The following is a 24,569-nucleotide window of genomic DNA, read 5'->3' on the forward strand; positions in this document are numbered from 1 at the left end:
CATTCGTGACAGGTTAAGAAAATGAAGCGAATGTCAATGAGAGAATATACTCAAAAATTAATCAAAAATCATTTCCCGAATCGCTCGCTGGTCGGGGAGAGGGAAAATGCAATTAGAAATTGCATTTTCCCTCTCTAAATGATTATCTCAATGTCGCAAGAAGACTCCCGGTACAGCGCAGCTTACCGGGAGTCTTCTTGCGACATTGAGATAATCACTCTGGATGAAATCAATAATTTGATGAAGTTCAGGAGTTGTTGCGTCAGGATTACTTGGTGTGGGATTTGTTGAGTCAGGTATGGAGTCAGGATTACTTGGTGTGGGATTTATGGAGTCAGGAGTTGCTGAATCAGGAGTTGCTGAATCAGGGATGAGTGATAGTGAATCTTGAATAGCGACAACAGAAGTTTTAATCGCGCCCTTAGTTGCGCCCCTGATTTCACCAAAGGACAGATTTACTCGTTCGATAGGTTCAGCAATTCCATCATCAATAATTGCAACATCAACAATTTTGTCACCGATTTCACCATCAGTCCAGGTGACAGTTACCGTTGAATTTGTGTAGTCTTTTCCTAATGTGGCACGTCCAGTTTTGGTGCTAGATGCTAATTTTATTTGGGCTGTAACTGCACCAATTCCGTCACCTGAACGGATGACAGTGACAGGGAATGTGGTAGAGCCATTTTCGGAAACTTCAAAAGTTTCTTGAGTAAAAGATATGGTGTCCATAACGTTTGATGTAGATCGTGTACCTGCTAGGGTCAGTCGAGCGATCGCCATCTGGTTTTATCGAGAGCGATCGCACTGGCTGTTTGAAATTATTAGTTTAAAAGTTCAATGTTTAAACTACTTGAACGTTGATGCTGTAGCCACGCATTTGGACTTGACCTTTACCAATATCCATTGCACAAATGTTGAGGTATCTGCCAGTAAATCTGTAACTAACCTCGACCAATTCTTCTTCTGATTGAGAATTCAGATATTTGCCACCAGCAAAAATCTCATCTTTGCCATTAGAACAACCAAACAAAGAAATTCCTGAGCCAATATAGCCAACTTTTACGGTAGCCACTCCGGTATAAACTCTCAGCAAATCAAGTTGGATTTTGCCGATATTTGAACCTCCAGCAGTAATCCCCCAGTCAGTGATTGAGGAATCTTCATTTCTCATTGCTGTTAAATTACCTGGAGTTTGACCGCCCCAATTCAATGCTGTTATGGGCAAATCTTGTAAGGGCAGAACTTTTAATTTAGAGGGGTTTAAAAGCAAAGCGCCATGATTGGTTAGATTTGAGATTTGCACGATTCCACCTATTGCTAAATCATCAGAACTTGCACCGGAATTATTTTGGATAATGGCGACTGCTGTTGTCATTCCTGTTTTGGTTGCCCCAATAATTTCACCAAATGAGAGATTTACTCGTTCTATTGGTTCGTTACTATCGTCTTCGTTCATCAAATGTAAATCAACGATTTTGGGTTCTGTATCTCCCGATGCCCAATTAACTGAAATTGCAGATAATTCGTAATCTTTACTGAAAGTGGCGCGACCTTGACGAGTCCCACTGGCTAATTTAATTTGAGCACTGACTTCGCCCTCTCCAGTTCCTTCTCTGATTAAAGTAACCGGGTAAGTTACCAAGCCACTTTCATGTACCTCGAATGTTTCCGATGCAAAACTTATTGTGTCCATTTTTTGGCAAGCGCATTAAAATTGTATAGTACAAGTGTACTATAATAGCAACCATTAGCTTCCATCAGTTTTTTTTGTGGACAAGCCAACTACTGAAGACGAGGCAGCAACGCCAGGGGTGGGGCCGCCAAGGAACAGATTGGAGAACACATTAAGAAATCGATACAAGCAAGCGCAGGCTACGCCAACGGCAGAAAATCATGAGTGAATATGATTATTTACGAGACAGAATCCGCAACAATCTTTGGTTAGGAAAAGATGTCTTAAACATTTCCGACCAAGTATTTTCGGTAATTAATGCCCCTAGAGATTGGTTCTATAACTTACCACCAATCAAATTTATTTTAGAATCCGAAAATTCTCCTTTATCGCAACTTAAGGATTTTCTGGATGAAGCATCTGATGTACCGGGAATAATTCGAGATTGTGGCTTGATTTTCTTAGAAACCGCTTATTCCATCAATAAAGCTTATAACAGCAAAGTTCATTACAATGCCCAAAATGCAGCCGCACAAAGAACGATCGCTCTTTTACGAACATCAGAGCGAGAAAAGTCGCTTTATCAAGGAGCAATCATCGCACATAATGAAGCTTTAAATCTACCTTTGTTATCCAAAAAAGCTGACGAGATAGCTGCATCAATGGCAGCAGTTGGGCAAATTGCTAATTCCGGGAGGCAACAAATTCAAAGCTGGCATCAAAAGGCAGTTCAGGAAATGAATAAAATTAAATCCGACTTAGATAAAAAGGTGGCCCAATTAACTGCCAAAGTTCAACAGAAAATTGCTGGCGCTCAACAAGAATTGAGTAAAGTTAAACGTCAATTAAATAAATTAACTAAAATTGTTGAATCCATGATTTCGGGAACTAACAAACAATCAATTCGCGCAATTGATTCATTTAGACCACGAGGCGTAATTGTACCAATAGCTGTCGGTGGTTTGGCTACAGTTGGGGGTGCAATTAGTGTGGTGAGTGCTTGCGCCACATTTCTCCTCTCATCCATGTTTCTCAAAGCAATTACCGATTTTCCGGCGCAATTACTTGGCGGATTAGTTCAAGCAACCACCTCAATAGTCCTGAAATTCTTTGGCTCTTCAGGTGCATCTGCTGTGAAATATTTGGCAGCAGCGGCACTCAAAGCGGCGGCTCAAGTTCTGCCAGCAATGTTTAGTAAAACTGGATTGTTCGGCGGTGCTTGGACTGTACTTTCTGCATACTCACCATTTATTATCATTGCGGCGATCGTCATCATCCTGGCAATTAAATCAACTAATACCGAAGTCGGCCCCATCCTTTATGTTTTTGGTTGTGGTTACAACGACCAACCCGATCTGGTTTTTGCTAGTTCTAGACGAGATATCAAGAAATTTACTATTAAACAAGTTCTCGTTAATTTAGCGAAAAAGTTAATTAATGAATCTGGGCGTAATTACAGCGAAATCTATGGATTTTCCTTGAATGAATTTGATGTTAAATTAACTTTGAATTTGACAGGCGATCGCCAAGATGTAGTGAAATCCGAAGTAGGCAAAGCACTTTTCACTACTAGATTTGCGCCATTTATCGAGGAATTTGCGTGATGATGACCGAATTTGAAAACATCCGCATTGTCGAAGATGGCAGTGTGGGACAAATCAAAACATTAAGCGAGTTTTCTGTATTTGATTGTTACGCTAAAAAATGGTCGGATAAACCCAAAGTAATTTTCCGCAACATTATGCTTTGTGGTTTGTATCCTAACAAAGATTTTTGTATGGGCGAAATCAGAGATACAGAAAAAGATTACCGTCGCTTGAATCCTCTGTTACCAGAAGGTGATGATAAACCCTGGTTTCTTGATTTAGCTTCCGGTGCTAGAACTGATGGCAGATTTACATTTGCTCGTGATACAACGATCGGCAAACTCTATTACGGACAACCAGATAAAGACCAATGGAAACGCATCATCTACGGTTCCATTATGCACACTGGTTGCAAAAAACTTGTCTACAAACAGATGAAATATATCGTGGTTGATGATGAAGCCAAAAATCAAAATGGCAATCCTCAAGATGACCCGATAAATGGATTCCATTGGCGCACTGGTGATTCCCACGCTAAAGCCAGCGGCGCTTTGATGAATCTGTTGGAAATTACTAGAAATGATGATGGTAGTCCTCTAGATGGTGAAATACCAATTCAATTTAGAGCTTGTTTACCTTCCCGCAATGGTCAACCAGGTTGGGTAGGCAAGGGTACAGTTTCTTATAATCCCCATTGTGATGAAAAGGGTATCGATTTGGTAATTCCTTTAAGTTCCCTCAAAGGTAACAAACCTGAATTAGGGAATTATGAAGGTAAACTTTTAATTGGCACAGTATTTGAAGCTGAAGAACGTCGCACTAAACTAGGTTGGATGATTTGGCAATGGTTTGCTTTTTCTACACTTGAAGACGATCTCATTATTTCTAAATTACATGAACGATGCCAAAAACTAAGTGCCGCATTTAACTCAATTCAAAACTTAGCTGAAATCTTACAACTTGACCAAAAAGAGTCAGATAAACTTTTACAAGAACTGCAAGAACCAGTAGAAACTGATGATTACAAATCTCCAGTTCTGCGAATCATCAAAGCTGATAAAAAAGGATTGCTTTTACTCCATCCATACATAATAGAACGAGTCCGAGATGGCATCAAAGAAATGTGGCTCAATTTAGCTAAATCTTGTGGAGTCAGATTTTATTCCCTGATGGCACAACCCGACGAAAATTTAGCTCATTATCATGTCGTCCAACCAGATGGCACCATTGTTGGTCAAAAAGTCTTTTGTGCTGGCTCACTTCCAGAAGGTGAATACATTGTTTACTGTAACCCGATGCGACATTGGGGTGATATTCAACTTTGGGAAAATAAACATGAAGGGATTTATCAGAATGCGATCGGCACAATGGCTGCACCTAAATTACTTTTACTAAGTTTAGGTCGTGATACCGATGGCGATTTTGTTCAGTTAATCAAATCTAGTAAGTATCCTTTTTTGAGGGATGCGATCGCCAATTTTGACAAACCCCCGGTGGTTGCCAAACTACCGAAAGTTGCCCTCACAGGGAATTTACAACAAATTGCTATCAATTCAATGACTGACTTAACTGGTGTGGTCGCTTCACTTCTGGGCAGAGCTAGAGCCGCCAACGCTGAACAGATTGTCTTGAAAATTCCCCCAGGCGGCGAACAGAAACAAGAAAAAGAAATGCGAATCATTGAATTTCTGTCTCAAGAACTTCAAATCGCTGTTGATTCCCTTAAGTCTGCTTACCCAAACAATGAAGCTGGATTAAAAGCCGTTACTGATTTTTTGAATAGTATTAATGCGGCTGCTCCTTGGTTAAAAGATTTTAAGGATGAGAGTTGTTACAGAAACCATCCCTGCGCCGTAGATGAAGATGCCCAGGATACAGTTTCTCGAATTGTGAAAATAGTTAACAGCTATTATCGAGAACCTTCATTTGGTGCGCCCGTTTCACCTAGAGATTTTCTCAATGTACTTTTTGATGATGTACCGCATGACCCAGAACAATATCAACACGCTTTATCTGAACGTGCCAGGTATCGTACAGAAATGGCAGCTGCTAGTAATTTAGCGGCTAAACAAGCTGGTGGTGATGCGGGATTAGCTGGACAGTTGAGATAGCAATACATGAAACAAGTTTCAGCTAATTTCCGCAACATTAAAGAAACGATTTTTGAAATCACTGACTTAAAGGGTGAAAAGTACGATCGCTTTTCCTGGGTCAGTGCATATTGGAAAGCGGCGCATGAAGCGGAAACTGGTAGTGCAGGTTTAGTGTTTTCTACGTTTGTAGATGAGATAATTGAAAAGCTGGAAAATGCGGAACAGAAAGACTTGGACGTTATTGAAGTTTACAATATTCAGAAAACTGCTACTTTTGATTTATGGAAAACTAAACGTTGGACTGGGCAGTTTGTCCAATATAAAGCAGTTTACGAGCCATTAAAAGTTGACTCGTTTGGTAATCCAGGTATGTACAAGTTAACGATTCATATCCGCAGCACTAAAGTTGAGATGCCTTTTTATCGATTAGGTATCGTTGGTGATAAATATGTTGGCAAAGTTGCAGTTGGTCAAACTGGAGTGATGAGGTTGTGTACGCATCGGACGATCGATGGCATAAATAAATCAGCTAAACTTTTTGCTGTTGATACCACTTATGAAGAAGCACAAGAACAACTAGCGACAAATTTCTGGAAAGAAGAATGGCCTGATAGTTAATAATTTACAGTTTTTAGGTAATAATTAAACTACAGGGTAAGAGGTAAAAATAATGAATCAAATTGAGTACATTCAAAACGCAACTGGTTATAATGCTCCAACTATTACAGGGGTATTAGATTCCTTTTTCAAATTTGTTGAAGTTTCCTTACGTCAGGGAAAGGAAATTCGTCTAGAAAAGTTTGGCAAGTTTACTTTTAAAGATACTCCACCTCGGACTGGTCGTAATCCCAGAACAGGTGAAGAAATTGAAATTGCTGCTAAACGCCGACCGGATTTTAAATTTTCCAAAACTTTTATCGTTGCTGTTCAACCAGAAGAATTACCATCAACCACTGCTCAAACCGAATCTGCTAAATTACCACCACCGTTCATCTAGCAGTGGGAAAAGCTGATGTTCTGATGTTCACAGATTTTGTTGAATCTACTGTACTTTGGAAACAAGAATTATCTAGCTGGGGTGTTTGTCTGTTAATAAAAGACAGGAAAAACGTTATTAATGCTTAATTGCCTCTTGCTGTTGCGTTACTGCTGAGATATATTGAAAGCATGAGTTTCGTGGAGGCTGAATTCAAGAGAAAGCTGTATTGAGCCAATTAAACGGCTGACAGTGAACTATTCCATAATGAATCCTAGCTCCTAGAAGCCTTTGTCAGAAGTGTTATCAGACCAAGTGGTAGGTAATTGGCAATTTAATCCCGATGTTTAAAGTAAAAGAGAGTAAATTTAAGCAAATGTTAATTTTGTAAATTTATTGGTAATTATGAGGACTTGAGATTTACAAATTATGAAACAACTAGCTGAATTTGTAGTAGCAGGCGAAATCATATTAGTAGAAGTAGATGAACCGGAGTCGAATGTTGTCGAACGAGCCGCATTACCTTCGGGACAAATGGTACTCAAAGCACAACAATCTTTTGAAGATGCTTTGGATAAAGTAAAACCAGTAGCCAATGCTATCATTTCTAAACTTAAGGATCTCAATAATCCGGCTGATGAAGTAGAGGTAAAATTTGGGATTAAACTAACTGCTGATGTGGGGGCAATTTTTACCTCGATTGGTGGAGAAGTTAACTATGAAATCACTTTGAAGTGGAACAATAATAAATCCAACTAAGTTGATGGCAACAAATAATTACTTTCAAGCCTTTAAGGGAGCGATCGCCCGTATTTATCACGCCAATGGTAATGTAGTTGGAGCAGGTTTTTTAGTGTCCGATCGCCATCTCCTCACCTGCGCTCATGTAGTAACAGCAGCTTTAGCTATTCTCCCTCAGAATGCTCAGGATATGCCTGTAGGTTCTGTAGAGTTAGATTTTCCTCTGATTGCACCAGGTCAAAAACTGAAGTCCAAAGTAGTCTTCTGGCTACCCGTTAACCCATCTCAAACACAAGAAGACATTGCGGGATTGGAATTAGAAAGTACTCCACCAGTAACTATAGAACCAGTACGTTTGCTTGCTGCTGAAGATTATTGGGAGCATAATTGTAGGATTTTTGGATTTCCCCAAGGACACGATTTGGGAATATGGGCAACCGGAATTCTGCGGGATAAAAGAGCAAATGATTGGCTTCAAATCGATGCTTTAGCGGCACAAAACCGTGCTGTAGAAAAAGGTTTTAGTGGCGCACCTATATGGGATGAATCCCTACAAGGTGTAGTGGGAATGGCGGTAGCCGCAGAAAAGCGACGGGAAGATGTGACAGCTGCATTTATGATTCCTACATCCATTCTCCGATCGGCATGGTCAGATTTAGGGCAGTGGATGGATCGGTATTCTTTATCTCTTAGGAACTTCTCTGATAATTTGCCCTCTTTTCGTCAGGTTAAATTAAAAGCTTTAAATGGTCGTTATTCAGTTTTATGTGCCCAATATGAAGCTACATATAACCAACTTAACTATACATTGAGCCAAGCCGATATAGTTAGCATTAGAGAACAAATTAAAGAGTTAGAGAAAGAAATTATCAATGTAGAGCAAGAAATTAATAATTTGTCGAAGTAATATAAATCCTTATGCAAGATGTAATTAATAATTTAAACTTAATCGAGCCAAAAGAAAAACGTTTACAGTTATTGTACAACCAATTTTATGCCCTCTATGCACAACTCAATACTGAAAGAAATAATGCTCATAAAATTTCTATTGAAGAAGACATTAAACAAAAAGAAGCAGAAATTAATAATTTAAAGGCTGAAATTAAAAGATTACGCGAATTAGAAATAGGAAGCGATCGCCTGTATAGAAACTATTGCAATACTTGGGAAGAGAAGATCCCTAAAATAGACTTTTCCAAAGCTAATGCAATTGTCGATCATATCTTCAAGAAAATTAAAAATCAAGAAGGTGCTGCTTTATTCGTACTACAAAATAGTCGTTCTATGGGGGGTGATTGGTGTATCACAAATATTAAATCTCAGCTGCAAAACATAGGTATATTGTATTCCCCTGGCAAATATGAGTTTTTAGCGCATCAGCAAGCGAATCAAATTGATTTTTTAAATTTTTTAGCTCAGAAGTTCAAGTACGAACCTTATACAGGCGCTCCTAGTCGATTTATTGATGAATTAATAGAAAAAATATGTAGTTCCCTTTGTAGTGGAAATATACTTTTTATTCAAGTAGATATCTACTCTTTGGATTCTCAAAATCAATTTTTGAGTTGGTTTTTGAAGGAATTTTGGTGTCCGTTGGTACGTCAGCTACCTGAAATAAGTCAACAACATCGTTTAGTAAGATTTGTAGCTGTTTTATCCGTAGGAGACTTGATTGAAAAAGATTGTTTGCCAGATGTTTTATATTGTAAAAAAACAAAGTTTGATCGAGAAAAATTTCTAGAGTTACCCCTGCAAAAATGGGAGCAAAAACATATTGAAGATTGGTTGTTTAGTTTTTCAGAACTTACTAGTCCCCCAATTAGATGTACTAGTACCCAAATTGAAGAAATGGCTCGAAGGATTCACAAAGTTACAAAAGGAGAACCAAATCAAGTTTACAATCAATTAATGGATCAAATGACTAAGCTTGTCAACGAAATAATAAGGAATTAAAGCTTATGGAACGAAAGATTAAATATAAATTCACAGGAAATCTAGAGAATCGCCCTCAGAATTCTCACCCTGATTCTCCGCAAAAACTAGAACCTTATATTGCCGATCGAGAATTAATTCAAGCAGTTAATTTAGCGATTTATCTTCGCCGTCCTTTGTTGCTAGAAGGGGAAGCAGGATGTGGAAAAACTCGATTAGCTGCTGCGGTTGCTTACGAGTTAGGTTTACCGTTTTATCGTTGGGATGTGCGTTCTACCAGTAAGGCAAAGGAAGGTTTATATACGTATGATGCGATTCTGCGGTTGCATGATGTTCAAGCTCAAAAAGTAGATTCCAAACTTAACCGAGATCCAAGTAACCCAACCTGCTATCGTCAATTTGGAGCGTTAGGTAGAGCTTTTTGTTTAAAAGATTGTCCTGCGATCGTCTTAATTGACGAAATAGACAAGGCTGACTTGGATTTCCCTAATGATTTGTTAGCAGTTTTGGATGAACCTTGGGCATTTGAAATTCCTGAAACCGGAGAGATAGGAGATAATAAGATTAAAGCAACCCACGAACCAATAATTATTATTACTAGCAACAAAGAGAAAGGAAATCTGCCTGCACCTTTCCTAAGACGGTGCGTATATTACTTTATCAAATTTCCTGGTGATTCAGAACGGTTGCGGGAAATTGTTGAGGCTCACTATCAGGCTCAAGCCGAAGATTCTTCTCAAGAAACCTCTGATGAGCCTGTAGCAACTAAACCATCATCAGAATTGATAGAATCTGCGAGTGAACGATTCTTGGCAATTCGTAAAGCTAAGGGGTTATTTAGAGAACCAGGTACTAGCGAATTTCTCGACTGGCTAAACGCATTGCAAAGCTTTGATTCACAGCCATACTCACACTCTAAGTTAAAAACTATCAATCCGCTTCCCTATCGAGAATTGTTATTTAAACAGTCGGCTGATTGGGAGAAATACGCATCTGCCTCATGAGTGAATTTAATCCAGAACTAATTGTTGAGAATGCCTTTAAGTACTTGCGAAAGAAAGGCTTTAATTTAGGTGTCAACGAATATCTAGCAGCATTGGATGCTGTTAGAGGTGAGATGGGTAGTCAGAATATTGATGAACTTAAATTGGTGTTGAAGTTGCTATGGTGTCATTCTCCAGAGGAGCAATCTTACTTTGCTTTACTTTGGGAAGAAATTGCTACGATCGCACCCCCTCCACCTTCTCAAAAGTCGATTCCCCCCAAACAAAACAGAGAAGAAACACCACCCCTACCGCCAAAACCACCTCCTGAACCACCTCCCGATCGCTCACACGAAATTCCATCCCCATCACCAGAGGATACTCCCGATTTAACACCCTTACCTGTTAAGTCGCCTTATATTCCTGTTGACTTACAAAATCCACCTAATCTTCAAACTTATTCACCGATCTCTCGTCGCAAGATGGCTTACACCTGGCGCTATTTGCGTCGTCTGATCCCAGATGGCCCATTAGATGTGTTAGATGTTGATGCAACGGTGGAACAAGCAGCTTGTCAAGGCTTTTTCTTAGCTCCTATCTATCGCCGTCGAGAAGTCAATCATGCTTCCCTATTGTTATTTATAGATCGGGATGGCTCTATGACTCCATTTCATCGTTTTACTCGTGATTTGGTGGAGACAGTCGAGCAAGATAGCACGATCGCTCAAATTCAAATCTATTATTTTTACAACGTTCCTGTTGTAGCTGTCTATCAAGATGCTCATTTAACCAAGCCTGTGACGATCGAGGAAGCTTTAGCAAGTTGCGATCGCGATACCAGCGTGTTAATTGTCAGCGATGCCGGAGCAGCTAGAGGTTATCATCGCATGGAGCGAATTCGCCCCACAATTCAGTTTTTAGTTCAGCTAAAACAGCGAACAAATTTAATCTGTTGGCTTAACCCGATGCCTAAAGAACGTTGGGAAAACACCTCTGCCGAAGCGATCGCCTACCTTGTGTCGATGCAGCAAATGGATCAAGATGGATTTAGTAACGCGATCGAAATCGTGCGCGGACAAGTCTTATCTCATCCACAAAATGAGTAATTGTGCAACAGGCTTATGAGCGAAACATCTCTAGAACAAAAATATGCTCGGCAGCAGGTCGATCGCTTTGTCCGTCGCTTTGAGCCATCTTATAAGAAATTGGCATACTATGCAGCCCTGCCTTTAGTTTTAACTCCAGAGTTGCTCAACTACCTGAGAAATCAGCTTTTGTGGGAAGAAGGAGAAGATATACCTTGGGTAGCAGAAGTAGATTTATTGCTATCAGATATTTGTAGACCTGTAGGCTACGAGCAATATGCAATGGAACCTGCGGTACGAGCTTACCTGATATCAGAAATGGAGGAAGTACTAGGTAAGAAACAAATAGAAGCAGTGGCTCGTTTATTGATTACTTATATCAAACATCTTTCCCAAACGAATCCATATATTAGTTCTCAAGAATTAGAGACGCAGCAGTGGGCGGCGATGGTCTGCATAGATGATAAAAGGCAGGAAGCAGTCGGTCAAATTTCCCAAGCATATCGAAAATGTATTGAAGCGACAGAAGGTGGAGGAAACCCGTTACTAAATCGATCGGAAATGGAAAGACTCTCACGCATTACGCAAGAACTGACTTCACAATTAAGAGATTATCCCACCCTTTTAGCTTTTGCCGAAGTAGTTAGACGTTTGGATGCAGATCCTACCATAGTTAGTGATGAATTACTTAATCGCTCTTGGCGAGTGGAAGATGTAGAATTGCGGCTACCAAATGCGCTAGTTCCTTCTCAAAAAGATACCAGTAACCCTGCCTCTCAACTTCCAAATAGACGGACTTTTAAATTTGAAGAAGCAAGCATTGTTTTTGAGGGTGATACTGACCTCCAACCCTTTGAATTTGAAGTGGCAACGCTTAACCGAGATATTATTGGCTTTATTAATGAGTTGCTTTTTGCTCGAAAAAAATATTATCTCAACGATATCCAAATCCAGGTTTTAACAGAAGCCTTAAATAAGAAGACTTACCAAGAAATTGCTGAGACTTTAGCATACAGTTTACGTGATATACAAAAAATTGCTTCAGAATTATGGAAATTACTTTCAGAAATTTTCAATACGAAAGTTACCAAAACTAATCTGAAAAGCTTATTTGTTAATCGGGAGTTAGTAATCCATCGCACTCGTCAACAAGCTTGGGGCTATAGCGAAGATTTGGGTAATGATGTTCTGCTGGAAATGGTAGCGATTCCTGAAGGCAGTTTTATGATGGGTTCGCCAGAAAATGAGAGTGAGCGAAGTGATAATGAAAGTCCCCAACATCAAGTAACTGTTAAATCCTTCTTTATGGGTAAGTATCCTGTCACTCAAGCTCAATGGAAAGCTATAGCAGTTTTGCCACAAATCAATCGAGAACTTAACCCAGATCCATCTTCTTTCAAAGGTGCGAATCGCCCAGTAGAATGCGTTTCTTGGTTAGATGCAGTGGAATTTTGCGATCGCCTTTCCCAACACACTAAAAAACCCTACCGCCTACCTAGCGAAGCCGAGTGGGAATATGCTTGCCGTGCTGGAACAACTACTCCCTTTCACTTTGGCGAAACAATTACCACAGATTTAGCTAACTACAATGGCGAATATACTTACGGTGCTGGCTCAAAAGGAATTAATCGTAGGGAAACAACACCCTCTGGTAGCTTTGGAGTAGCTAACGCCTTTGGATTATACGATATGCACGGCAATGTTTGGGAATGGTGTGCCGATCGCTGGCACGATAATTACGAAGGAGCGCCTAATGATGGGAGTGCTTGGGTTGATGAAAATGAGAATAAGAATGATTCTCAAATCACAAGGCGGCTGCGCGGTGGTTCGTGGCACTACACTCCTGTCTACTGCCGTTCGGCTTGTCGCTTCGACAGCAATGCGGACGATGACCTCAACTATGTTGGTTTTCGTATTGTATGTAGTGCGGAGTGGACTCGGTAGCCCTTTATACTTTAGACCTTTTGCCCTCTACCCTTTTTTCTTTTTCCTTTTCTCTTCCGCCGCAGGCGGTTAAAAATTTTTTTCAAAAATGAGTGAATTACCAATTATCCAAAAAACTTATGATTTAATCAAATGGTACGTGCCAATTTTGAATCGTTTACCCCGCAACCATAAATTTATCTTGGGTGACAGAATGATTACCGGATTGTATGATTTATTGGATGGGTTGATTATAGCCAAGTACGCATCAGATAAACTCAGTATATTAGAATCATTAAATAGCAAATTAGATATCCTACGCCATCAAACCCGACTGTTGTTAGATTTTAACTTGATTGAAGTTGAACGTTATGAATATGTGGGACAGTTAATTAACGATATTGGCTCAGACTTGGGAGGATGGATTAAACAACAACGTAAGCGGCAGTCAAACCCATGAAAAGATCTAATAACCTGTGGCAGCAAATCATTGAATTTGAGAATATCCTACAAGCAGCAAGACAAGCACAGCGGGGTAAGCGATTTCGAGATAACGTTTTAGCATTTAACTATAACCTAGAAATAGAATTAGCACGAATTAAGAAAGAACTGGAAACAAAAACCTATCATCCGGGTGCTTACAAAACTTTTGAAATAATGGAACCAAAACGGCGCATGATATCGGCTGCACCTTATCGAGATAGAGTTGTGCATCATGCTTTGTGTAATATTATCGTACCAATTTTCGATCGCACTTTCATAGCAGATTCCTACGCTAACCGAGTTGGTTTTGGTACGCATAAAGCCTTGGGTAGGTTTATTGATTTTTCTCGTTCTAGCCGTTACGTTCTGCAATGTGACATTCGTAAATATTTTCCTAGCATTGACCATGAAATATTGAAAACTTTGTTACGCCGAAAATTAAAATGCTCAGATACATTGTGGTTAATCGATACTATTATTGATGCTAGTAACGAACAACAAGAAGTTATAGATTATTTTCCCGGAGATGACTTACTCTCACCAGTACAAAGAAGGCGTGGATTACCTATTGGCAATCTTACCAGTCAATTTTTCGCTAATGTTTATCTTAATGGATTAGATCATTTCGTTAAAGAACAAATCAAAGCTAAGAAATATATTCGCTATGTAGATGACTTTGCCTTATTTTCGGACGACTGGGAATTTTTAGCTCAAGCAAGAATCGCCATTGAAAATTACTTAGCATCATTGCGATTAAAAATTCATCCGGTGAAAAGTCAATTATTTGAAACAAAACAGGGAGCCAATTTTCTAGGGTTTCGCATTTTAACAGACCGTATCCGAGTCCGCACGGAAAACCTGAGACGAGCCAGAAGAAGATTGCGACGGATGCAGCGAGACTTTGCTCAAGGTAAAATTGGAGAACCAGAAATCACCCAATCCATCCAAAGTTGGGTAGCGCATCTCAAACATGGCGATACCTGGCAGTTGCGCCAACAGATATTTACTAATCTGGTATTTACCAGAAGGTAAAGATGGGACAGGCACCCCGGCTGCGCGGTGGTTCGTGGAACAACAATCCTGAAAACTGCCGTTCGGCTTGTCGCAACAACAACAATGCGGACAACGATAACAACAACAATATTGGTTTTCGTATTGTATGTAGTGCGGAGTGCGCTCTTGTGTACCAGAACTGGCGGATGGGAATTCGTCGGGCGTGTCGAACAAGAGTCCAGACCTGTTCCAGTGATGTCGGTGACGGCATCCGAAAATAAACCTGAGTGAGGTAGCCTGGTAAGTTCGCTGAACGGTTGCCTCATATCATGTCCGATCGATCGGCGATAATATCCTTAATCCAAAACCCTGTAGAGACGTTATATATAACGTCTCTACATTATGAAAGATGCGATCGATGATTGGTTGCGTTCTCAAAGTAGCCGAACAGTTTTATTAATGCAAGCAGGTGCTTTAGCAGATGATGATTCCTTGGCAGAGTTGAGAGCAACAATTTACCAAGCAAGGGAAAAATATTTTTAATTTCTATTGCTCGGCTTTTTAGCATAATGTATGGCGAAAGACATTTACCACGATACAGTAAAAACCGCGCTCTTAAAAGATGGGTGGACAATAACTGACGAGTTTTTCCGGCTGGCGATCGGCTCTCGTTCAGTTTACATTGATTTGGGTGCCCAAAAAATCATAGCTGCTCAGAAGGAAGACCAGAAAATCGCTGTGGAAATCAAAAGTTTTTTAAGTCCATCACCAGTAAAGGATTTGGAAAATGCTCTGGGGCAGTATATTCTTTATCGTGATGGTTTGAACCGATCGCAACCTGAACGCATCCTTTATTTAGCTATTCAAGAGCGAGTTTATCTTGACTTTTTTCAAGAGGAAATCGCCCAAATGGTAGTAGAGAATCACCAGATTAAATTGATGATATTTGATGAGGAAAAACAGGAGGTTATCCAATGGATAGAGTAGGAGAATATCGGGAGATTATTGAACGTATTTTAACAGCACACGCTCGGATTCCTTACAGTCATGGGGAAATTGAAAGTAAATTGATTATCGATCGCGATCGCAACAATTTTGTCTTGATGGTATCAGGTTGGGACGGTAAACGCAGAGTTCATGGTTGTGTCGTTCACGTTGAAATTATTAACAACAAAATTTGGATTCAAAGAGATGGAATTGAAAATGGCATTACTGATGAACTAGTTGCCGCAGGCATTCCAAAAGAGCAAATTGTTTTGGCTTTTCATGCCCCCAACGTGCGACAGCATACTGGATATGCCATAGCTTAAATTCCGCAATTTCAAATTTAAAAGGTCAGGATAAATGCCAAGAATGGTGATTAAGCGCATTGAGCGTCAAGCAGAATATTTTGTGGAAGACCTGGGCGCTAAAGTTGAACTAGAGATGGTGTTGATTCCAGGCGGCAGCTTCTTGATGGGTTCTCCAGAAAATGAGCTTGGAAGAACCGATGATGAAAGTCCTCAGCGTCAAGTAACTATCAAGCCCTTTTGTATGGGCAAATACCCTGTCACTCAAGCTCAATGGAAAGCAGTAGCAGCTTTACCTCAAGTCAGTCGAGAACTTAATCCAGATCCATCTTATTTTAAAGGTGCGGATCGCCCTGTAGAATGTGTTTCTTGGTATGATGCAGTGGAATTTTGCGATCGGCTGACTAACAAAACGGAACGAAAATATCGCTTACCCAGCGAAGCTGAATGGGAATATGCTTGCAGGGCTGGCACAACTACTCCATTTCACTTTGGCGAGACGATTACCACAGATTTAGCGAATTATCGAGGTACAGATAACGAAGAGTATAAGTGGTCAGGCTCTTACGGTCGTGGCCCAAAAGGAATTTATCGTCAGGAAACAACCCCTGTAGGCAGTTTCAAAGTTGGTAATCGTTTCGGGCTATTTGATATGCACGGAAACGTTTGGGAATGGTGCGCTGACCATTGGCATAGTAATTACGAAGGCGCACCTGTTGATGGCAGTGCTTGGGTCAATGAACCACAAAATGAGAATGATAATAATTCTCAAATCGATATGGTGCTGCGCGGTGGTTCGTGGCTCAACTATCCTGAGGACTGCCGTTCGGCTTGTCGCAGCGACGACGTTGCGGGCAGCGGTAACAACCATATTGGTTTTCGTATTGTATGTAGTGCGGAGTGGACTTAGTAGCCCTTTATACTTTAGCCCTTTTGCCCTCTACCCTTTTTTCTTTACCCTTTCCGCCGCAGGCGGTCAAAAATTTTTTTAAATCAAGAGAACAGCTGATATTTTGAAAATTGCTCTAACTTGCTCGGTTTAAATTGATTTGGATGAGGATAAAATTGTAGCGATCGCAATAACTTATACAAATGCGATCGCCCCATTCAAAGATTAACGTTCACTGGGCAATAGTAAAACTCTGTTTTCCAGGTAGAATGTGATTACTGGTAGAGGAAAATCAGTATAAGCAATCTGCTGAGAAACTGCTGGTTTAACACCAGGGGAAGGTGTATCCTCCCAACAGGTTAACACAGCTTTGTTTCCTGAGTTGGGTTTGATGAAATCGTGTTCGTTACCAACAACTAATAACCACAATTGGAAGTCTCGCAGTCTGGGATTTTGGCGTAGTGTTGGTTGATAGGAACCAATTGCATCTAATAACCAGTAAGCTTGTGCGTTATCAGCCAAGAATTTGATGCCATCTGTGTATTGAAATCCTAACCAATGTTTGTAGTAGTTATCAGTTCCAGTGAAGTGACTTAACTGAGATTTGAGTTGTTTTGCTGATAGCATTGTAATTGATTGAACACATCAATCTCAAAAAGCGAAGCATTAAATGAAACTTCATTTAAAACTCTGTTTAACCAGCATCAAACCACATCCATTTAGAGCCACCGCAGACTTGAGGCGGTTCATACACTTGCTTTTTGCCGCATTTTTACCTCGATAAAACATTAACATTAAAAAGCGATCGCATTTAATCCATTGAAATTCTCGATAAATTCAATAGCAGAGTGTGATAATTCAAACCATTCACCCTGCCGACGATGCAATTTAAACTTTTGGTGGAGACAAGTTTCTGTGGAAATAGCATCATGACAACGAATCAACTTAACAATTGTTAAAGGCTGACTATTCATAGTCTGAAGTTGGCGGAGACGGCGATACGCGCTACGCGCAGGCTACGCCAACGATATTAGTTGTGCGACCAATTTTGTAGAGATTACTTTGTCCGGCGCGAAGTTTCAGTCCCCTTGCGGGGATTTAGTGATTTGAAAGTCTTTAAATGCTGAAACCGTAATAGTTTCAACATACGAAACGTTTCAGTCCCCTTGCGGGGATTTAGTGATTTGAAAGTTAAAGTCGTCGTGAGGGGTGTTACGCCTGATTTTATTGTTTCAGTCCCCTTGCGGGGATTTAGTGATTTGAAAGGGAAACATTGCCCCAAAGCTTTGAGAAACTTGTATTGTTTCAGTCCCCTTGCGGGGATTTAGTGATTTGAAAGCCAAAGGACGCAAGCGGGGAGAGATTGAACTGGACTGTTTCAGTCCCCTTGCGGGGATTTAGTGATTTGAAAGGCTGCATCTCAAATAATGGTGTCGTATGCGTTGGGGTTTCAGTCCCCTTGCGGGGATTTAGTGATTTGAAAGAATTAGGAGTGCAAGTTAAACCGATCGAAGGTGGAAGGTTTCAGTCCCCTTGCGGGGATTTAGTGATTTGAAAGCGAAGGGAACAACTCCCGGTCGCAAAATTACTCTACATAACGTTTCAGTCCCCTTGCGGGGATTTAGTGATTTGAAAGTCCAGTGCAATATACTTTCTTTAATCTCAAGGTTGGTTTCAGTCCCCTTGCGGGGATTTAGTGATTTGAAAGTTTTGGTCGTCATTGTACTTTTCAATCAGCAGCGATAGTTTCAGTCCCCTTGCGGGGATTTAGTGATTTGAAAGATTGTGGAATATTTGGAATAAGCAGGATAAGAAATATGTTTCAGTCCCCTTGCGGGGATTTAGTGATTTGAAAGCTGGTATCACCACTGGATACAGCATGATTGGGTTATGTTTCAGTCCCCTTGCGGGGATTTAGTGATTTGAAAGAAGCGATCGCGCTTCTCCTCTAAACTCATCTGCTCTTGTTTCAGTCCCCTTGCGGGGATTTAGTGATTTGAAAGCGAAAAGCATCTTTTTATGATGCGTGCTGGGATATTGTTTCAGTCCCCTTGCGGGGATTTAGTGATTTGAAAGTCATCAATCGCTATTTGTCGATCGCTCATACTTTTTATGTTTCAGTCCCCTTGCGGGGATTTAGTGATTTGAAAGTACGATTAAGCTTCTGTTCACGGCAAAACTCTCGAATCTGTTTCAGTCCCCTTGCGGGGATTTAGTGATTTGAAAGACTAACCGATAGTCGCACTATTAAAGCCAAGTTGCCGGACATTGTTTCAGTCCCCTTGCGGGGATTTAGTGATTTGAAAGCAAAACCGATTCAACTAGGAGAAGATACTTTTACCGAGTTTCAGTCCCCTTGCGGGGATTTAGTGATTTGAAAGAGGTCGTCAGCTTACCGGAAACTGCTAAGTTCTTCCACGTTTCAGTCCCCTTGCGGGGATTTAGTGATTTGAAAGCAAAATTATTTTTTCTGGGTCTGAGATGGAGTCGATGTTTCAGTCCCCTTGCGGGGATTTAGTGATTTGAAAGTAAGCGATAGGGAACTGCAATTCCCTATCGCTAGAGTTTCAGTCCCCTTGCGGGGATTTAGTGATTTGAAAGCAGGATTGTGTCCAGTCCTGCATTAAAACCATTGCATCATGTTTCAGTCCCCTTGCGGGGATTTAGTGATTTGAAAGATCGTTTCTTCCTATCACCCCGCAAACTTGCTTTCTAGTTTCAGTCCCCTTGCGGGGATTTAGTGATTTGAAAGCTGCCAATCCCGTAAGAAAAAATTCAAATCAAAGTGAAATAAGGTTTCAGTCCCCTTGCGGGGATTTAGTGATTTGAAAGCAGAGGGGACAAAGCAGAAGCCATCAGTCCGATCGGTTTCAGTCCCCTTGCGGGGATTTAGTGATTTGAAAGCCAAAGCGAATAAAGCAGAAATTACTTTCTGTTGGGTGTTTCAGTCCCCTTGCGGGGATTTAGTGATTTGAAAGTTAGGGACGATTGTGATGACGGCTGGTACTGGAATGTTTCAGTCCCCTTGCGGGGATTTAGTGATTTGAAAGTCTGCCGCCCAAAACCCTGACCAAGAGAGGATTGTGAAACCACTTTTCGTCGATCTCATTTTTGACCTCATTTCAGCCAAGTTTATTGCTACTAATTTGCAACAATTGAGCGGTTACTGAAACTGAAAGTATTGAATTGTCAAGGTTCTAAGCTTTTTCGTGAATCCCCCCAGGTTTTTGCTCCTGCTTTGGTTCACGAAAACTATCATAAATCACCAGCATTCTCTTGTCAATGTTTTCCGTTTATGTTATGAAACCTGGCTCCAAAAGAGAAACCAGGCTTGAGGTTAATAAATTACTGGTAGTTAAAGAACGATCGCAACTTCCTGCCTTGGTTCCTCAGAACCATAAGTAATCGTGCGTTTGAGAGATCCAGCATCCAAAACATAAATGCGTACCGAATCTTCTTTTGGCTTAATCAACTTTTCAATTTTCTGTTGCAGCTTCACAAATTGAATCGTAGTCAGAAAACATTCAAACACACTGTATTGCGTCCATTTGCCGTAACCAGATAACATTTTATGCAAGCGGTTACGCCGCTTATTAGCTGCCTTAGAATCCGGCAAATCGTAGATTACCAAATAAAACAAAGTATCTTTCATCGTAACACCAAAGGTTTGTAAGTAATGCCTTCTTGTAGATAACGACTCAACAAACGCGCCTGTAATTCGATCGCCCGTCGATAAGTACAGCGATAATCAAAAACCGGATGGGTAAACTCATCATTCATCTTGCGTTCAAACGCTTGTAAAAATCGCTTACGTCCATCATCATTAAGTCGATAAGCACCCAAACTTTCTGTAAAATCATTTGGTTGGATTTCACGTTTATTCAATACAGACAACACCAAACTATCTGCTACCAAAGGACGAAACTCTTCCATCAAATCTAGTACGATCGCAGGTTGACCTCGACTCACTTCATGCAAATAACCAACATAAGGATCGAGTCCCACAATATGAACTGCTGCTGTTACCTGTACCCGCAACAAACCATAGCCAAAACTTAACAAAGAATTCACCGGATCGGTGGGAGGACGGCGATTTCTTCCCGGAAAAGACCAAGGTTCCTTTAACATTGCTGTCCATTCTGCAAAGTAATCTTTAGCCGCAATCCCTTCCACTCCTCGAACTTCATCTAAAGTCTGCTTTTGCGGCACTAATTTCTTATAAGATTTCAGCGAACTATTAGCAATTTTCTGCCGATACAAAACCGTATATTGATTTTGAATTTTCCCAGCCACAATTGCCTTAACTAATTCCAATCTACGGGGAGAATCATTGTAAAGTTCAAACTGTGCCAACCGCAGAGAGCCATTACGAGAATAGCCAGGTAAAGCACTACCTAAATATTTCCCATAACCGGAAAGATAATGAATCGGCATCCCCAATTCTAAAGCATAAGTCAAAGCATCACCTGTAACTTGAGGATTACCCATCAATACTACTTGCTCAACAGTTTGAGCCGGAATTGATTGTTTTTTCCAATTGCCATCTTCTTGTTTCAGAGAAACAGTAAAAGCTTCGTAATTTTTACCCAAAACAGCTTCAGGTTGAGTGACATAAAGTACAGACATTTTTATTAAACTCCTTGACGCATTAATTGTTTAACTTCAAAAGGTAGACAAATTTTAATTAAGCTACAAGCGTGACATTTTTTCGGGTTGTCAATAGGTACAGGGATTTTTCCAACAGTAGTTTGTTGTGCCGCAATAATTGCTTGTTCAGTCATTTGACGCAACTGGGGCGTAAATTTTACCTGCTGTCTTCTCCGATTACCGTGATAGAAAATTTCCCCGAAAGGAATGTCTCTTCCCGTGCGTTCTTCCAAACACAAAGCAGCAGCACAAAGTTGAAAATGGTCATTTAAATGTTGTGCCATCTTCCCTTTTTTATATTCCAAAGGAATTAGTTGATTGTCTCGTTCTTCTACCGCATCAATAATGCCGCTAACTTTTAGGCGATCGCTCCATACCCACTGCTGACGATGAATTAAAGTATCGCCTTCTTGAGAAGTTCCTTCTTCATTAATATTTTCATGCAAGTAACGACCAATAATGATATGTTCGTTGTCCTCCATTTCGCCTAATTGGTATTCTAAGTAAAAGCGACGAGGACAATATTCCCAAGCATTTAAGTAAGCCAAAGGTAAGTAATTGTCATTCATAATTTTCCCTGAATAAGTCTGGTTTGTCCCATACCCATTGCCGTTTTGCGCCCTACCCCAGCAAAAGTAGCGAAATGAGCTAAAGTTGTAGCAATTTGAGCTTGTGTACTATTAGGAAATTGATAACGAACCCAACCTTTTGTGCCAATTTCTGCTACTCCTTTCATTTTTAAAGCAACAGTTTTTAGTTCATAAGCAGCAGTAAAACCTTGCCATTCAATTTCCGGTAATTCTAATTCTTTAGGTGCAAAAGTATTCCACTTGCGCCATAAACTAGAAAATACTAATTCTGGTAAAGGAAAAGGTTGGATTGCTTGACCTTGTTTAAAGCTTGTTGGTGACAAAAATTCTAAGTCAATAGTATTTTGACTAGGAACTTGAGCCAAAGCAGAAAAACTAGTCGAATGCTGAATATTTATCCACTTTCCTAACCGACAATGAATATTGGTTAAGGTAATCTCACAACCAATATCGTGACTCATCCCCCAAAGTAAAGGAGCAAGTAAATCCCTTTGCAAAATGCTAATTATTAAAGTTAATTGGTTAGCAGTTTTACCAGGTTTTACTACTAAAGTAAAAGGAAAGAAATCAGAATTATGTAGTCGTTCAGCTAAAGCGGGATTAGCAGTTGCTAACCAATGAAAACATAGAGCATGAATTGCCCGTCCTATACTTGATGGGAGAGGTTCAGATGTCAATAAAGAAATCTCTAAAACGTGCAATTCATTATGGTCGATTTCTACTCCAGTTAATTCATAAGGTTGACCTTGCCATTGCACCGCAGTTCGTTGACTAATTTGCCCAAAAATATAGGGTATAATCTCGGCATATTGTTCTGAATGAGAAGCAACTGCTAAAACTTTGTTCACTCCATTTTTTCTAGCTAAAGGTATCCAAATTGGCAAAGGTTCTACATCTGATAACCAAGTTTGTAGCGGGGTAATATTGCTGCTATTAGTTGGTTGTAAAACGAGGCTTAGTCCGGCGATCGGGGATTCATTTTCGCTGGTATAAATCATACTTCGCACTACTAGCTACTAATTCCAACGGTAAAAATCCAGTTTGAATTACTCGATCTTTGTCTAATTGTGCTTTTTCATTAGAATAAGGATTGATTTTGCTAAACTTGGTTTTAGCGCCCAAATCATCCATCAACTGCACAATAAAGCTTTGGTTAGGTTGGGGTGTAAATTGAGGTGTCGCTGTAATTTGAGTAGCATCTGGTAAGTATTGAAAAAAGCAACCACGCTTCCCAAAATAGTTAATTTGTGCTAACAATTGTTGCAATTCTTCTACCTTAACAGTTGGGCCAAAACAAATTTGTAAATTGCCCTCCAGGTACACCCATTCCCGAAACACAAATCCATCCTGCATCGGTACGGTAGGTCTATTTTTATCTGCTTTATCGGCAGTTTGATCGTAATATCGTAGTTTGTAACCATTCCGATTTACTATTAATCGTTCCGGTGGTTGGACAAAAATTTGTAAGTCACGAATCCAGGTAAATTCATTGTTAATCCACGCATCAAAATCTGTGCTGTGTGCGAAACCTTCATTTTCTAGTAATACTTTCAGAACTGCCATTTTAATAGCGTAAGGAGTTGGCACTAAATTTGACCTAGCTGCCATGCTAGTAGCATCAGAACGTTTGAGAGAAAATAAACTAACAGGTTTGTAAGCAACAGTAAGCCATTGTTCTGTTGACTCAGGTAATGATCTTTTTGATTTATTCGATCGCTTCGGCATGATTGCTCTCCCAAGGTTGTGCTACGTTAATTAGTTGGGCAATTTGTTCGGCAAATTCTGCCATACTATTAAAAGGAAATAAATGCACTGTACCTGCGCCATTCAATCGATTCAAAGTATCAGCAATACTCTGAATTTGGTCACGATAAGTTGGCTCTAAAGCACTAATCATTGGCGCGGGACAACGGCGGGTAGTGACAGTAATTATGCCTTCAAAATCATCAGGATGTGGCAGATTGGTATTCCGTTTTGCACCATTCGGTTGCAAGTAGGTGTACATGACACTTTTGAGTAAAGCATCCAAGCGTTTTTTGCGTTCGTCCAGATCGATCGCATACTTAAAATTATGGGGATTATAACCAATCCGAAATGCTTCAATATTCAAGACAGTAGCGTATAATCCCGAACTAATTTGTACGTTGTAAGGTGTAGGATTATCGACACCATATTTAGCATGAAAATAACTTTGAGTTTTCACAAAGTCAGGTAAACCAACTACTGCACCAAATTCAATTACCGACTCGCGTTTCAGGGTTTGACCTTTCTTTTCTGTCACCATAAACCCTTCTAAATCGCTGATAGTGCAAAGTTGAATTACTTTCGCAGTTTTGGCAGTTAGATCGGTTTCACCTTCAGCAAACAAAGATGTTTTTTGTTTTTCTGCTAACTCAATATCGTAGCCAATGCGATCGGGATTAAATTGCTTACCACCCTCTGATAAAGTCAGTCCTTCTTCGATAGTGATTCGGTGTAAATGTTCGGCTTGAATATGTTTGAGCATATCACCAGATACACCATTAACAAACTTTGGTTCTGGGTCGCCTTTTTTAACAATATAGTAGCGGCGAGTTAAAGATTGATTGCCTTCATTTCCTTCATTATTCAATGCTTGTAATTGCCAAGATAGCAAGCCACTAATGGAAATGGAATAAACTGTTAATCCTTGATTAGTCATTGGTTAA

General features: G+C 40.1%; 26 protein-coding genes, 1 pseudogene and 1 CRISPR repeat array. Of the genes and pseudogenes, 17 read left to right on the forward strand and 10 right to left on the reverse strand.

Annotation, left to right across the window (positions count from 1 at the left end; translation table 11 throughout):
* Window positions 1–147: 147 nt before the first annotated feature.
* Together ACE1B6_RS06615 and ACE1B6_RS06620 are read right to left on the reverse strand one after the other, a co-directional pair.
* Complete coding sequence (locus tag ACE1B6_RS06615) at window positions 148–729, reverse strand: Calx-beta domain-containing protein (RefSeq protein WP_413256457.1); 582 nt, start codon at window positions 727–729, stop codon at window positions 148–150.
* A gap of 112 nt (window positions 730–841) precedes the next feature.
* Window positions 842–1,693, reverse strand: coding sequence for a hypothetical protein (locus ACE1B6_RS06620; RefSeq protein WP_413256458.1), 852 nt, complete (start codon window positions 1,691–1,693; stop codon window positions 842–844).
* Between the two features lie 200 nt (window positions 1,694–1,893).
* On the opposite strand from ACE1B6_RS06620, the gene ACE1B6_RS06625 reads away from it, so the two are divergent.
* From ACE1B6_RS06625 to ACE1B6_RS06705, 17 genes are all read left to right on the forward strand, one after another.
* Complete coding sequence (locus ACE1B6_RS06625; protein WP_413256459.1) at window positions 1,894–3,276, forward strand: hypothetical protein; 1,383 nt, start codon at window positions 1,894–1,896, stop codon at window positions 3,274–3,276.
* Window positions 3,276–5,369 (forward strand): hypothetical protein, encoded by a 2,094-nt coding sequence (locus tag ACE1B6_RS06630; protein WP_413256460.1) that lies wholly within the window; start codon window positions 3,276–3,278, stop codon window positions 5,367–5,369. Before ACE1B6_RS06625 ends, ACE1B6_RS06630 begins: the two co-directional genes overlap by 1 nt.
* Before the next feature lie 6 nt (window positions 5,370–5,375).
* Window positions 5,376–5,969, forward strand: coding sequence for a hypothetical protein (locus ACE1B6_RS06635; protein WP_413256461.1), 594 nt, complete (start codon window positions 5,376–5,378; stop codon window positions 5,967–5,969).
* A 52-nt stretch (window positions 5,970–6,021) separates the two neighbouring features.
* Window positions 6,022–6,348: an HU family DNA-binding protein gene (locus ACE1B6_RS06640; protein WP_413256462.1), complete on the forward strand. Its 327-nt coding sequence runs from the start codon at window positions 6,022–6,024 to the stop codon at window positions 6,346–6,348.
* A 408-nt stretch (window positions 6,349–6,756) separates the two neighbouring features.
* The gene (locus tag ACE1B6_RS06645; RefSeq protein ID WP_413256463.1) at window positions 6,757–7,086 is read left to right on the forward strand and encodes a CU044_2847 family protein; all 330 of its coding nucleotides are present in this window, start codon (window positions 6,757–6,759) and stop codon (window positions 7,084–7,086) included.
* Between the two features lie 4 nt (window positions 7,087–7,090).
* Window positions 7,091–7,975: a trypsin-like peptidase domain-containing protein gene (locus tag ACE1B6_RS06650; RefSeq protein ID WP_413256464.1), complete on the forward strand. Its 885-nt coding sequence runs from the start codon at window positions 7,091–7,093 to the stop codon at window positions 7,973–7,975.
* A gap of 11 nt (window positions 7,976–7,986) precedes the next feature.
* Window positions 7,987–9,021 carry a hypothetical protein gene (locus ACE1B6_RS06655; protein WP_413256465.1) on the forward strand — a complete coding sequence of 345 codons (1,035 nt, stop codon included), beginning with the start codon at window positions 7,987–7,989 and terminating at the stop codon, window positions 9,019–9,021.
* A gap of 5 nt (window positions 9,022–9,026) precedes the next feature.
* Entirely contained in the window at window positions 9,027–10,004 is a 978-nt protein-coding gene (locus ACE1B6_RS06660) for an AAA family ATPase (RefSeq protein WP_413256466.1), read from the forward strand.
* On the forward strand, window positions 10,001–11,089 hold the full coding sequence (locus ACE1B6_RS06665) for a VWA containing CoxE family protein (protein ID WP_413256467.1): 1,089 nt from the start codon (window positions 10,001–10,003) through the stop codon (window positions 11,087–11,089). The genes ACE1B6_RS06660 and ACE1B6_RS06665 overlap by 4 nt, the downstream gene beginning before the upstream one ends.
* Window positions 11,090–11,104: 15 nt before the next feature.
* Window positions 11,105–13,012 carry a formylglycine-generating enzyme family protein gene (locus ACE1B6_RS06670; RefSeq protein WP_413256468.1) on the forward strand — a complete coding sequence of 636 codons (1,908 nt, stop codon included), beginning with the start codon at window positions 11,105–11,107 and terminating at the stop codon, window positions 13,010–13,012.
* 88 nt (window positions 13,013–13,100) lie between these two features.
* Entirely contained in the window at window positions 13,101–13,451 is a 351-nt protein-coding gene (gene avd, locus ACE1B6_RS06675; protein WP_413256469.1) for a diversity-generating retroelement protein Avd, read from the forward strand.
* Window positions 13,448–14,506, forward strand: a complete 1,059-nt coding sequence (locus ACE1B6_RS06680; RefSeq protein ID WP_413256470.1) for a reverse transcriptase domain-containing protein — start codon at window positions 13,448–13,450, stop codon at window positions 14,504–14,506. Before avd ends, ACE1B6_RS06680 begins: the two co-directional genes overlap by 4 nt.
* A gap of 84 nt (window positions 14,507–14,590) precedes the next feature.
* Window positions 14,591–14,758, forward strand: a complete 168-nt coding sequence (locus ACE1B6_RS06685; RefSeq protein WP_413256471.1) for a hypothetical protein — start codon at window positions 14,591–14,593, stop codon at window positions 14,756–14,758.
* A gap of 111 nt (window positions 14,759–14,869) precedes the next feature.
* On the forward strand, window positions 14,870–15,010 hold the full coding sequence (locus tag ACE1B6_RS06690) for a hypothetical protein (protein WP_413256472.1): 141 nt from the start codon (window positions 14,870–14,872) through the stop codon (window positions 15,008–15,010).
* A 30-nt stretch (window positions 15,011–15,040) separates the two neighbouring features.
* Window positions 15,041–15,454, forward strand: coding sequence for an element excision factor XisH family protein (locus ACE1B6_RS06695; RefSeq protein WP_413256473.1), 414 nt, complete (start codon window positions 15,041–15,043; stop codon window positions 15,452–15,454).
* Window positions 15,442–15,777: a XisI protein gene (locus tag ACE1B6_RS06700; RefSeq protein WP_413256474.1), complete on the forward strand. Its 336-nt coding sequence runs from the start codon at window positions 15,442–15,444 to the stop codon at window positions 15,775–15,777. Before ACE1B6_RS06695 ends, ACE1B6_RS06700 begins: the two co-directional genes overlap by 13 nt.
* Before the next feature lie 34 nt (window positions 15,778–15,811).
* Complete coding sequence (locus ACE1B6_RS06705) at window positions 15,812–16,666, forward strand: formylglycine-generating enzyme family protein (RefSeq protein WP_413256475.1); 855 nt, start codon at window positions 15,812–15,814, stop codon at window positions 16,664–16,666.
* Between the two features lie 204 nt (window positions 16,667–16,870).
* Here ACE1B6_RS06705 and ACE1B6_RS06710 read toward each other — a convergent pair whose 3' ends face one another.
* From ACE1B6_RS06710 to ACE1B6_RS06745, 8 genes and pseudogenes are all read right to left on the reverse strand, one after another.
* The gene (locus ACE1B6_RS06710) at window positions 16,871–17,272 is read right to left on the reverse strand and encodes a DUF6876 family protein (protein ID WP_413256476.1); all 402 of its coding nucleotides are present in this window, start codon (window positions 17,270–17,272) and stop codon (window positions 16,871–16,873) included.
* Between the two features lie 167 nt (window positions 17,273–17,439).
* Window positions 17,440–17,637 (reverse strand): annotated as a pseudogene (locus ACE1B6_RS06715) (GIY-YIG nuclease family protein); the annotation flags it as partial.
* An 84-nt stretch (window positions 17,638–17,721) separates the two neighbouring features.
* Window positions 17,722–19,695: direct repeats of the CRISPR family, unit length 37 nt; unit sequence GTTTCAGTCCCCTTGCGGGGATTTAGTGATTTGAAAG.
* 305 nt (window positions 19,696–20,000) lie between these two features.
* Complete coding sequence (cas2, locus tag ACE1B6_RS06720) at window positions 20,001–20,297, reverse strand: CRISPR-associated endonuclease Cas2 (protein WP_413256477.1); 297 nt, start codon at window positions 20,295–20,297, stop codon at window positions 20,001–20,003.
* A complete protein-coding gene (gene cas1d, locus ACE1B6_RS06725) occupies window positions 20,294–21,271 on the reverse strand; it encodes a type I-D CRISPR-associated endonuclease Cas1d (RefSeq protein ID WP_413256478.1) in 978 nt (325 codons plus the stop codon). Before cas1d ends, cas2 begins: the two co-directional genes overlap by 4 nt.
* 5 nt (window positions 21,272–21,276) lie before the next feature.
* Window positions 21,277–21,861: a CRISPR-associated protein Cas4 gene (cas4, locus tag ACE1B6_RS06730; protein ID WP_413256479.1), complete on the reverse strand. Its 585-nt coding sequence runs from the start codon at window positions 21,859–21,861 to the stop codon at window positions 21,277–21,279.
* Window positions 21,858–22,880, reverse strand: coding sequence for a CRISPR system precrRNA processing endoribonuclease RAMP protein Cas6 (cas6, locus tag ACE1B6_RS06735; protein ID WP_413256480.1), 1,023 nt, complete (start codon window positions 22,878–22,880; stop codon window positions 21,858–21,860). The genes cas4 and cas6 overlap by 4 nt, the downstream gene beginning before the upstream one ends.
* Window positions 22,858–23,607, reverse strand: a complete 750-nt coding sequence (locus tag ACE1B6_RS06740; RefSeq protein ID WP_413256481.1) for a hypothetical protein — start codon at window positions 23,605–23,607, stop codon at window positions 22,858–22,860. Before ACE1B6_RS06740 ends, cas6 begins: the two co-directional genes overlap by 23 nt.
* Window positions 23,588–24,562 carry a DevR family CRISPR-associated autoregulator gene (locus ACE1B6_RS06745; RefSeq protein WP_413256482.1) on the reverse strand — a complete coding sequence of 325 codons (975 nt, stop codon included), beginning with the start codon at window positions 24,560–24,562 and terminating at the stop codon, window positions 23,588–23,590. Before ACE1B6_RS06745 ends, ACE1B6_RS06740 begins: the two co-directional genes overlap by 20 nt.
* Between the last annotated feature and the right edge of the window lie 7 nt (window positions 24,563–24,569).

The sequence above is a fragment of the Floridaenema fluviatile BLCC-F154 genome (genome assembly GCF_041929135.1).
Taxonomy (GTDB): domain Bacteria; phylum Cyanobacteriota; class Cyanobacteriia; order Cyanobacteriales; family Aerosakkonemataceae; genus Floridanema; species Floridanema fluviatile.

Coding starts and splice junctions, on each gene's coding strand:
- ACE1B6_RS06615 (WP_413256457.1), bottom strand. CDS start 729: ATGGACACCATATCTTTTACTCAAGAAACTTTTGAAGTTTCCGAAAAT.
- ACE1B6_RS06620 (WP_413256458.1), bottom strand. CDS start 1,693: ATGGACACAATAAGTTTTGCATCGGAAACATTCGAGGTACATGAAAGT.
- ACE1B6_RS06625 (WP_413256459.1), top strand. CDS start 1,894: ATGAGTGAATATGATTATTTACGAGACAGAATCCGCAACAATCTTTGG.
- ACE1B6_RS06630 (WP_413256460.1), top strand. CDS start 3,276: ATGATGACCGAATTTGAAAACATCCGCATTGTCGAAGATGGCAGTGTG.
- ACE1B6_RS06635 (WP_413256461.1), top strand. CDS start 5,376: ATGAAACAAGTTTCAGCTAATTTCCGCAACATTAAAGAAACGATTTTT.
- ACE1B6_RS06640 (WP_413256462.1), top strand. CDS start 6,022: ATGAATCAAATTGAGTACATTCAAAACGCAACTGGTTATAATGCTCCA.
- ACE1B6_RS06645 (WP_413256463.1), top strand. CDS start 6,757: ATGAAACAACTAGCTGAATTTGTAGTAGCAGGCGAAATCATATTAGTA.
- ACE1B6_RS06650 (WP_413256464.1), top strand. CDS start 7,091: ATGGCAACAAATAATTACTTTCAAGCCTTTAAGGGAGCGATCGCCCGT.
- ACE1B6_RS06655 (WP_413256465.1), top strand. CDS start 7,987: ATGCAAGATGTAATTAATAATTTAAACTTAATCGAGCCAAAAGAAAAA.
- ACE1B6_RS06660 (WP_413256466.1), top strand. CDS start 9,027: ATGGAACGAAAGATTAAATATAAATTCACAGGAAATCTAGAGAATCGC.
- ACE1B6_RS06665 (WP_413256467.1), top strand. CDS start 10,001: ATGAGTGAATTTAATCCAGAACTAATTGTTGAGAATGCCTTTAAGTAC.
- ACE1B6_RS06670 (WP_413256468.1), top strand. CDS start 11,105: ATGAGCGAAACATCTCTAGAACAAAAATATGCTCGGCAGCAGGTCGAT.
- avd (WP_413256469.1), top strand. CDS start 13,101: ATGAGTGAATTACCAATTATCCAAAAAACTTATGATTTAATCAAATGG.
- ACE1B6_RS06680 (WP_413256470.1), top strand. CDS start 13,448: ATGAAAAGATCTAATAACCTGTGGCAGCAAATCATTGAATTTGAGAAT.
- ACE1B6_RS06685 (WP_413256471.1), top strand. CDS start 14,591: ATGCGGACAACGATAACAACAACAATATTGGTTTTCGTATTGTATGTA.
- ACE1B6_RS06690 (WP_413256472.1), top strand. CDS start 14,870: ATGAAAGATGCGATCGATGATTGGTTGCGTTCTCAAAGTAGCCGAACA.
- ACE1B6_RS06695 (WP_413256473.1), top strand. CDS start 15,041: ATGGCGAAAGACATTTACCACGATACAGTAAAAACCGCGCTCTTAAAA.
- ACE1B6_RS06700 (WP_413256474.1), top strand. CDS start 15,442: ATGGATAGAGTAGGAGAATATCGGGAGATTATTGAACGTATTTTAACA.
- ACE1B6_RS06705 (WP_413256475.1), top strand. CDS start 15,812: ATGCCAAGAATGGTGATTAAGCGCATTGAGCGTCAAGCAGAATATTTT.
- ACE1B6_RS06710 (WP_413256476.1), bottom strand. CDS start 17,272: ATGCTATCAGCAAAACAACTCAAATCTCAGTTAAGTCACTTCACTGGA.
- cas2 (WP_413256477.1), bottom strand. CDS start 20,297: ATGAAAGATACTTTGTTTTATTTGGTAATCTACGATTTGCCGGATTCT.
- cas1d (WP_413256478.1), bottom strand. CDS start 21,271: ATGTCTGTACTTTATGTCACTCAACCTGAAGCTGTTTTGGGTAAAAAT.
- cas4 (WP_413256479.1), bottom strand. CDS start 21,861: ATGAATGACAATTACTTACCTTTGGCTTACTTAAATGCTTGGGAATAT.
- cas6 (WP_413256480.1), bottom strand. CDS start 22,880: ATGATTTATACCAGCGAAAATGAATCCCCGATCGCCGGACTAAGCCTC.
- ACE1B6_RS06740 (WP_413256481.1), bottom strand. CDS start 23,607: ATGCCGAAGCGATCGAATAAATCAAAAAGATCATTACCTGAGTCAACA.
- ACE1B6_RS06745 (WP_413256482.1), bottom strand. CDS start 24,562: ATGACTAATCAAGGATTAACAGTTTATTCCATTTCCATTAGTGGCTTG.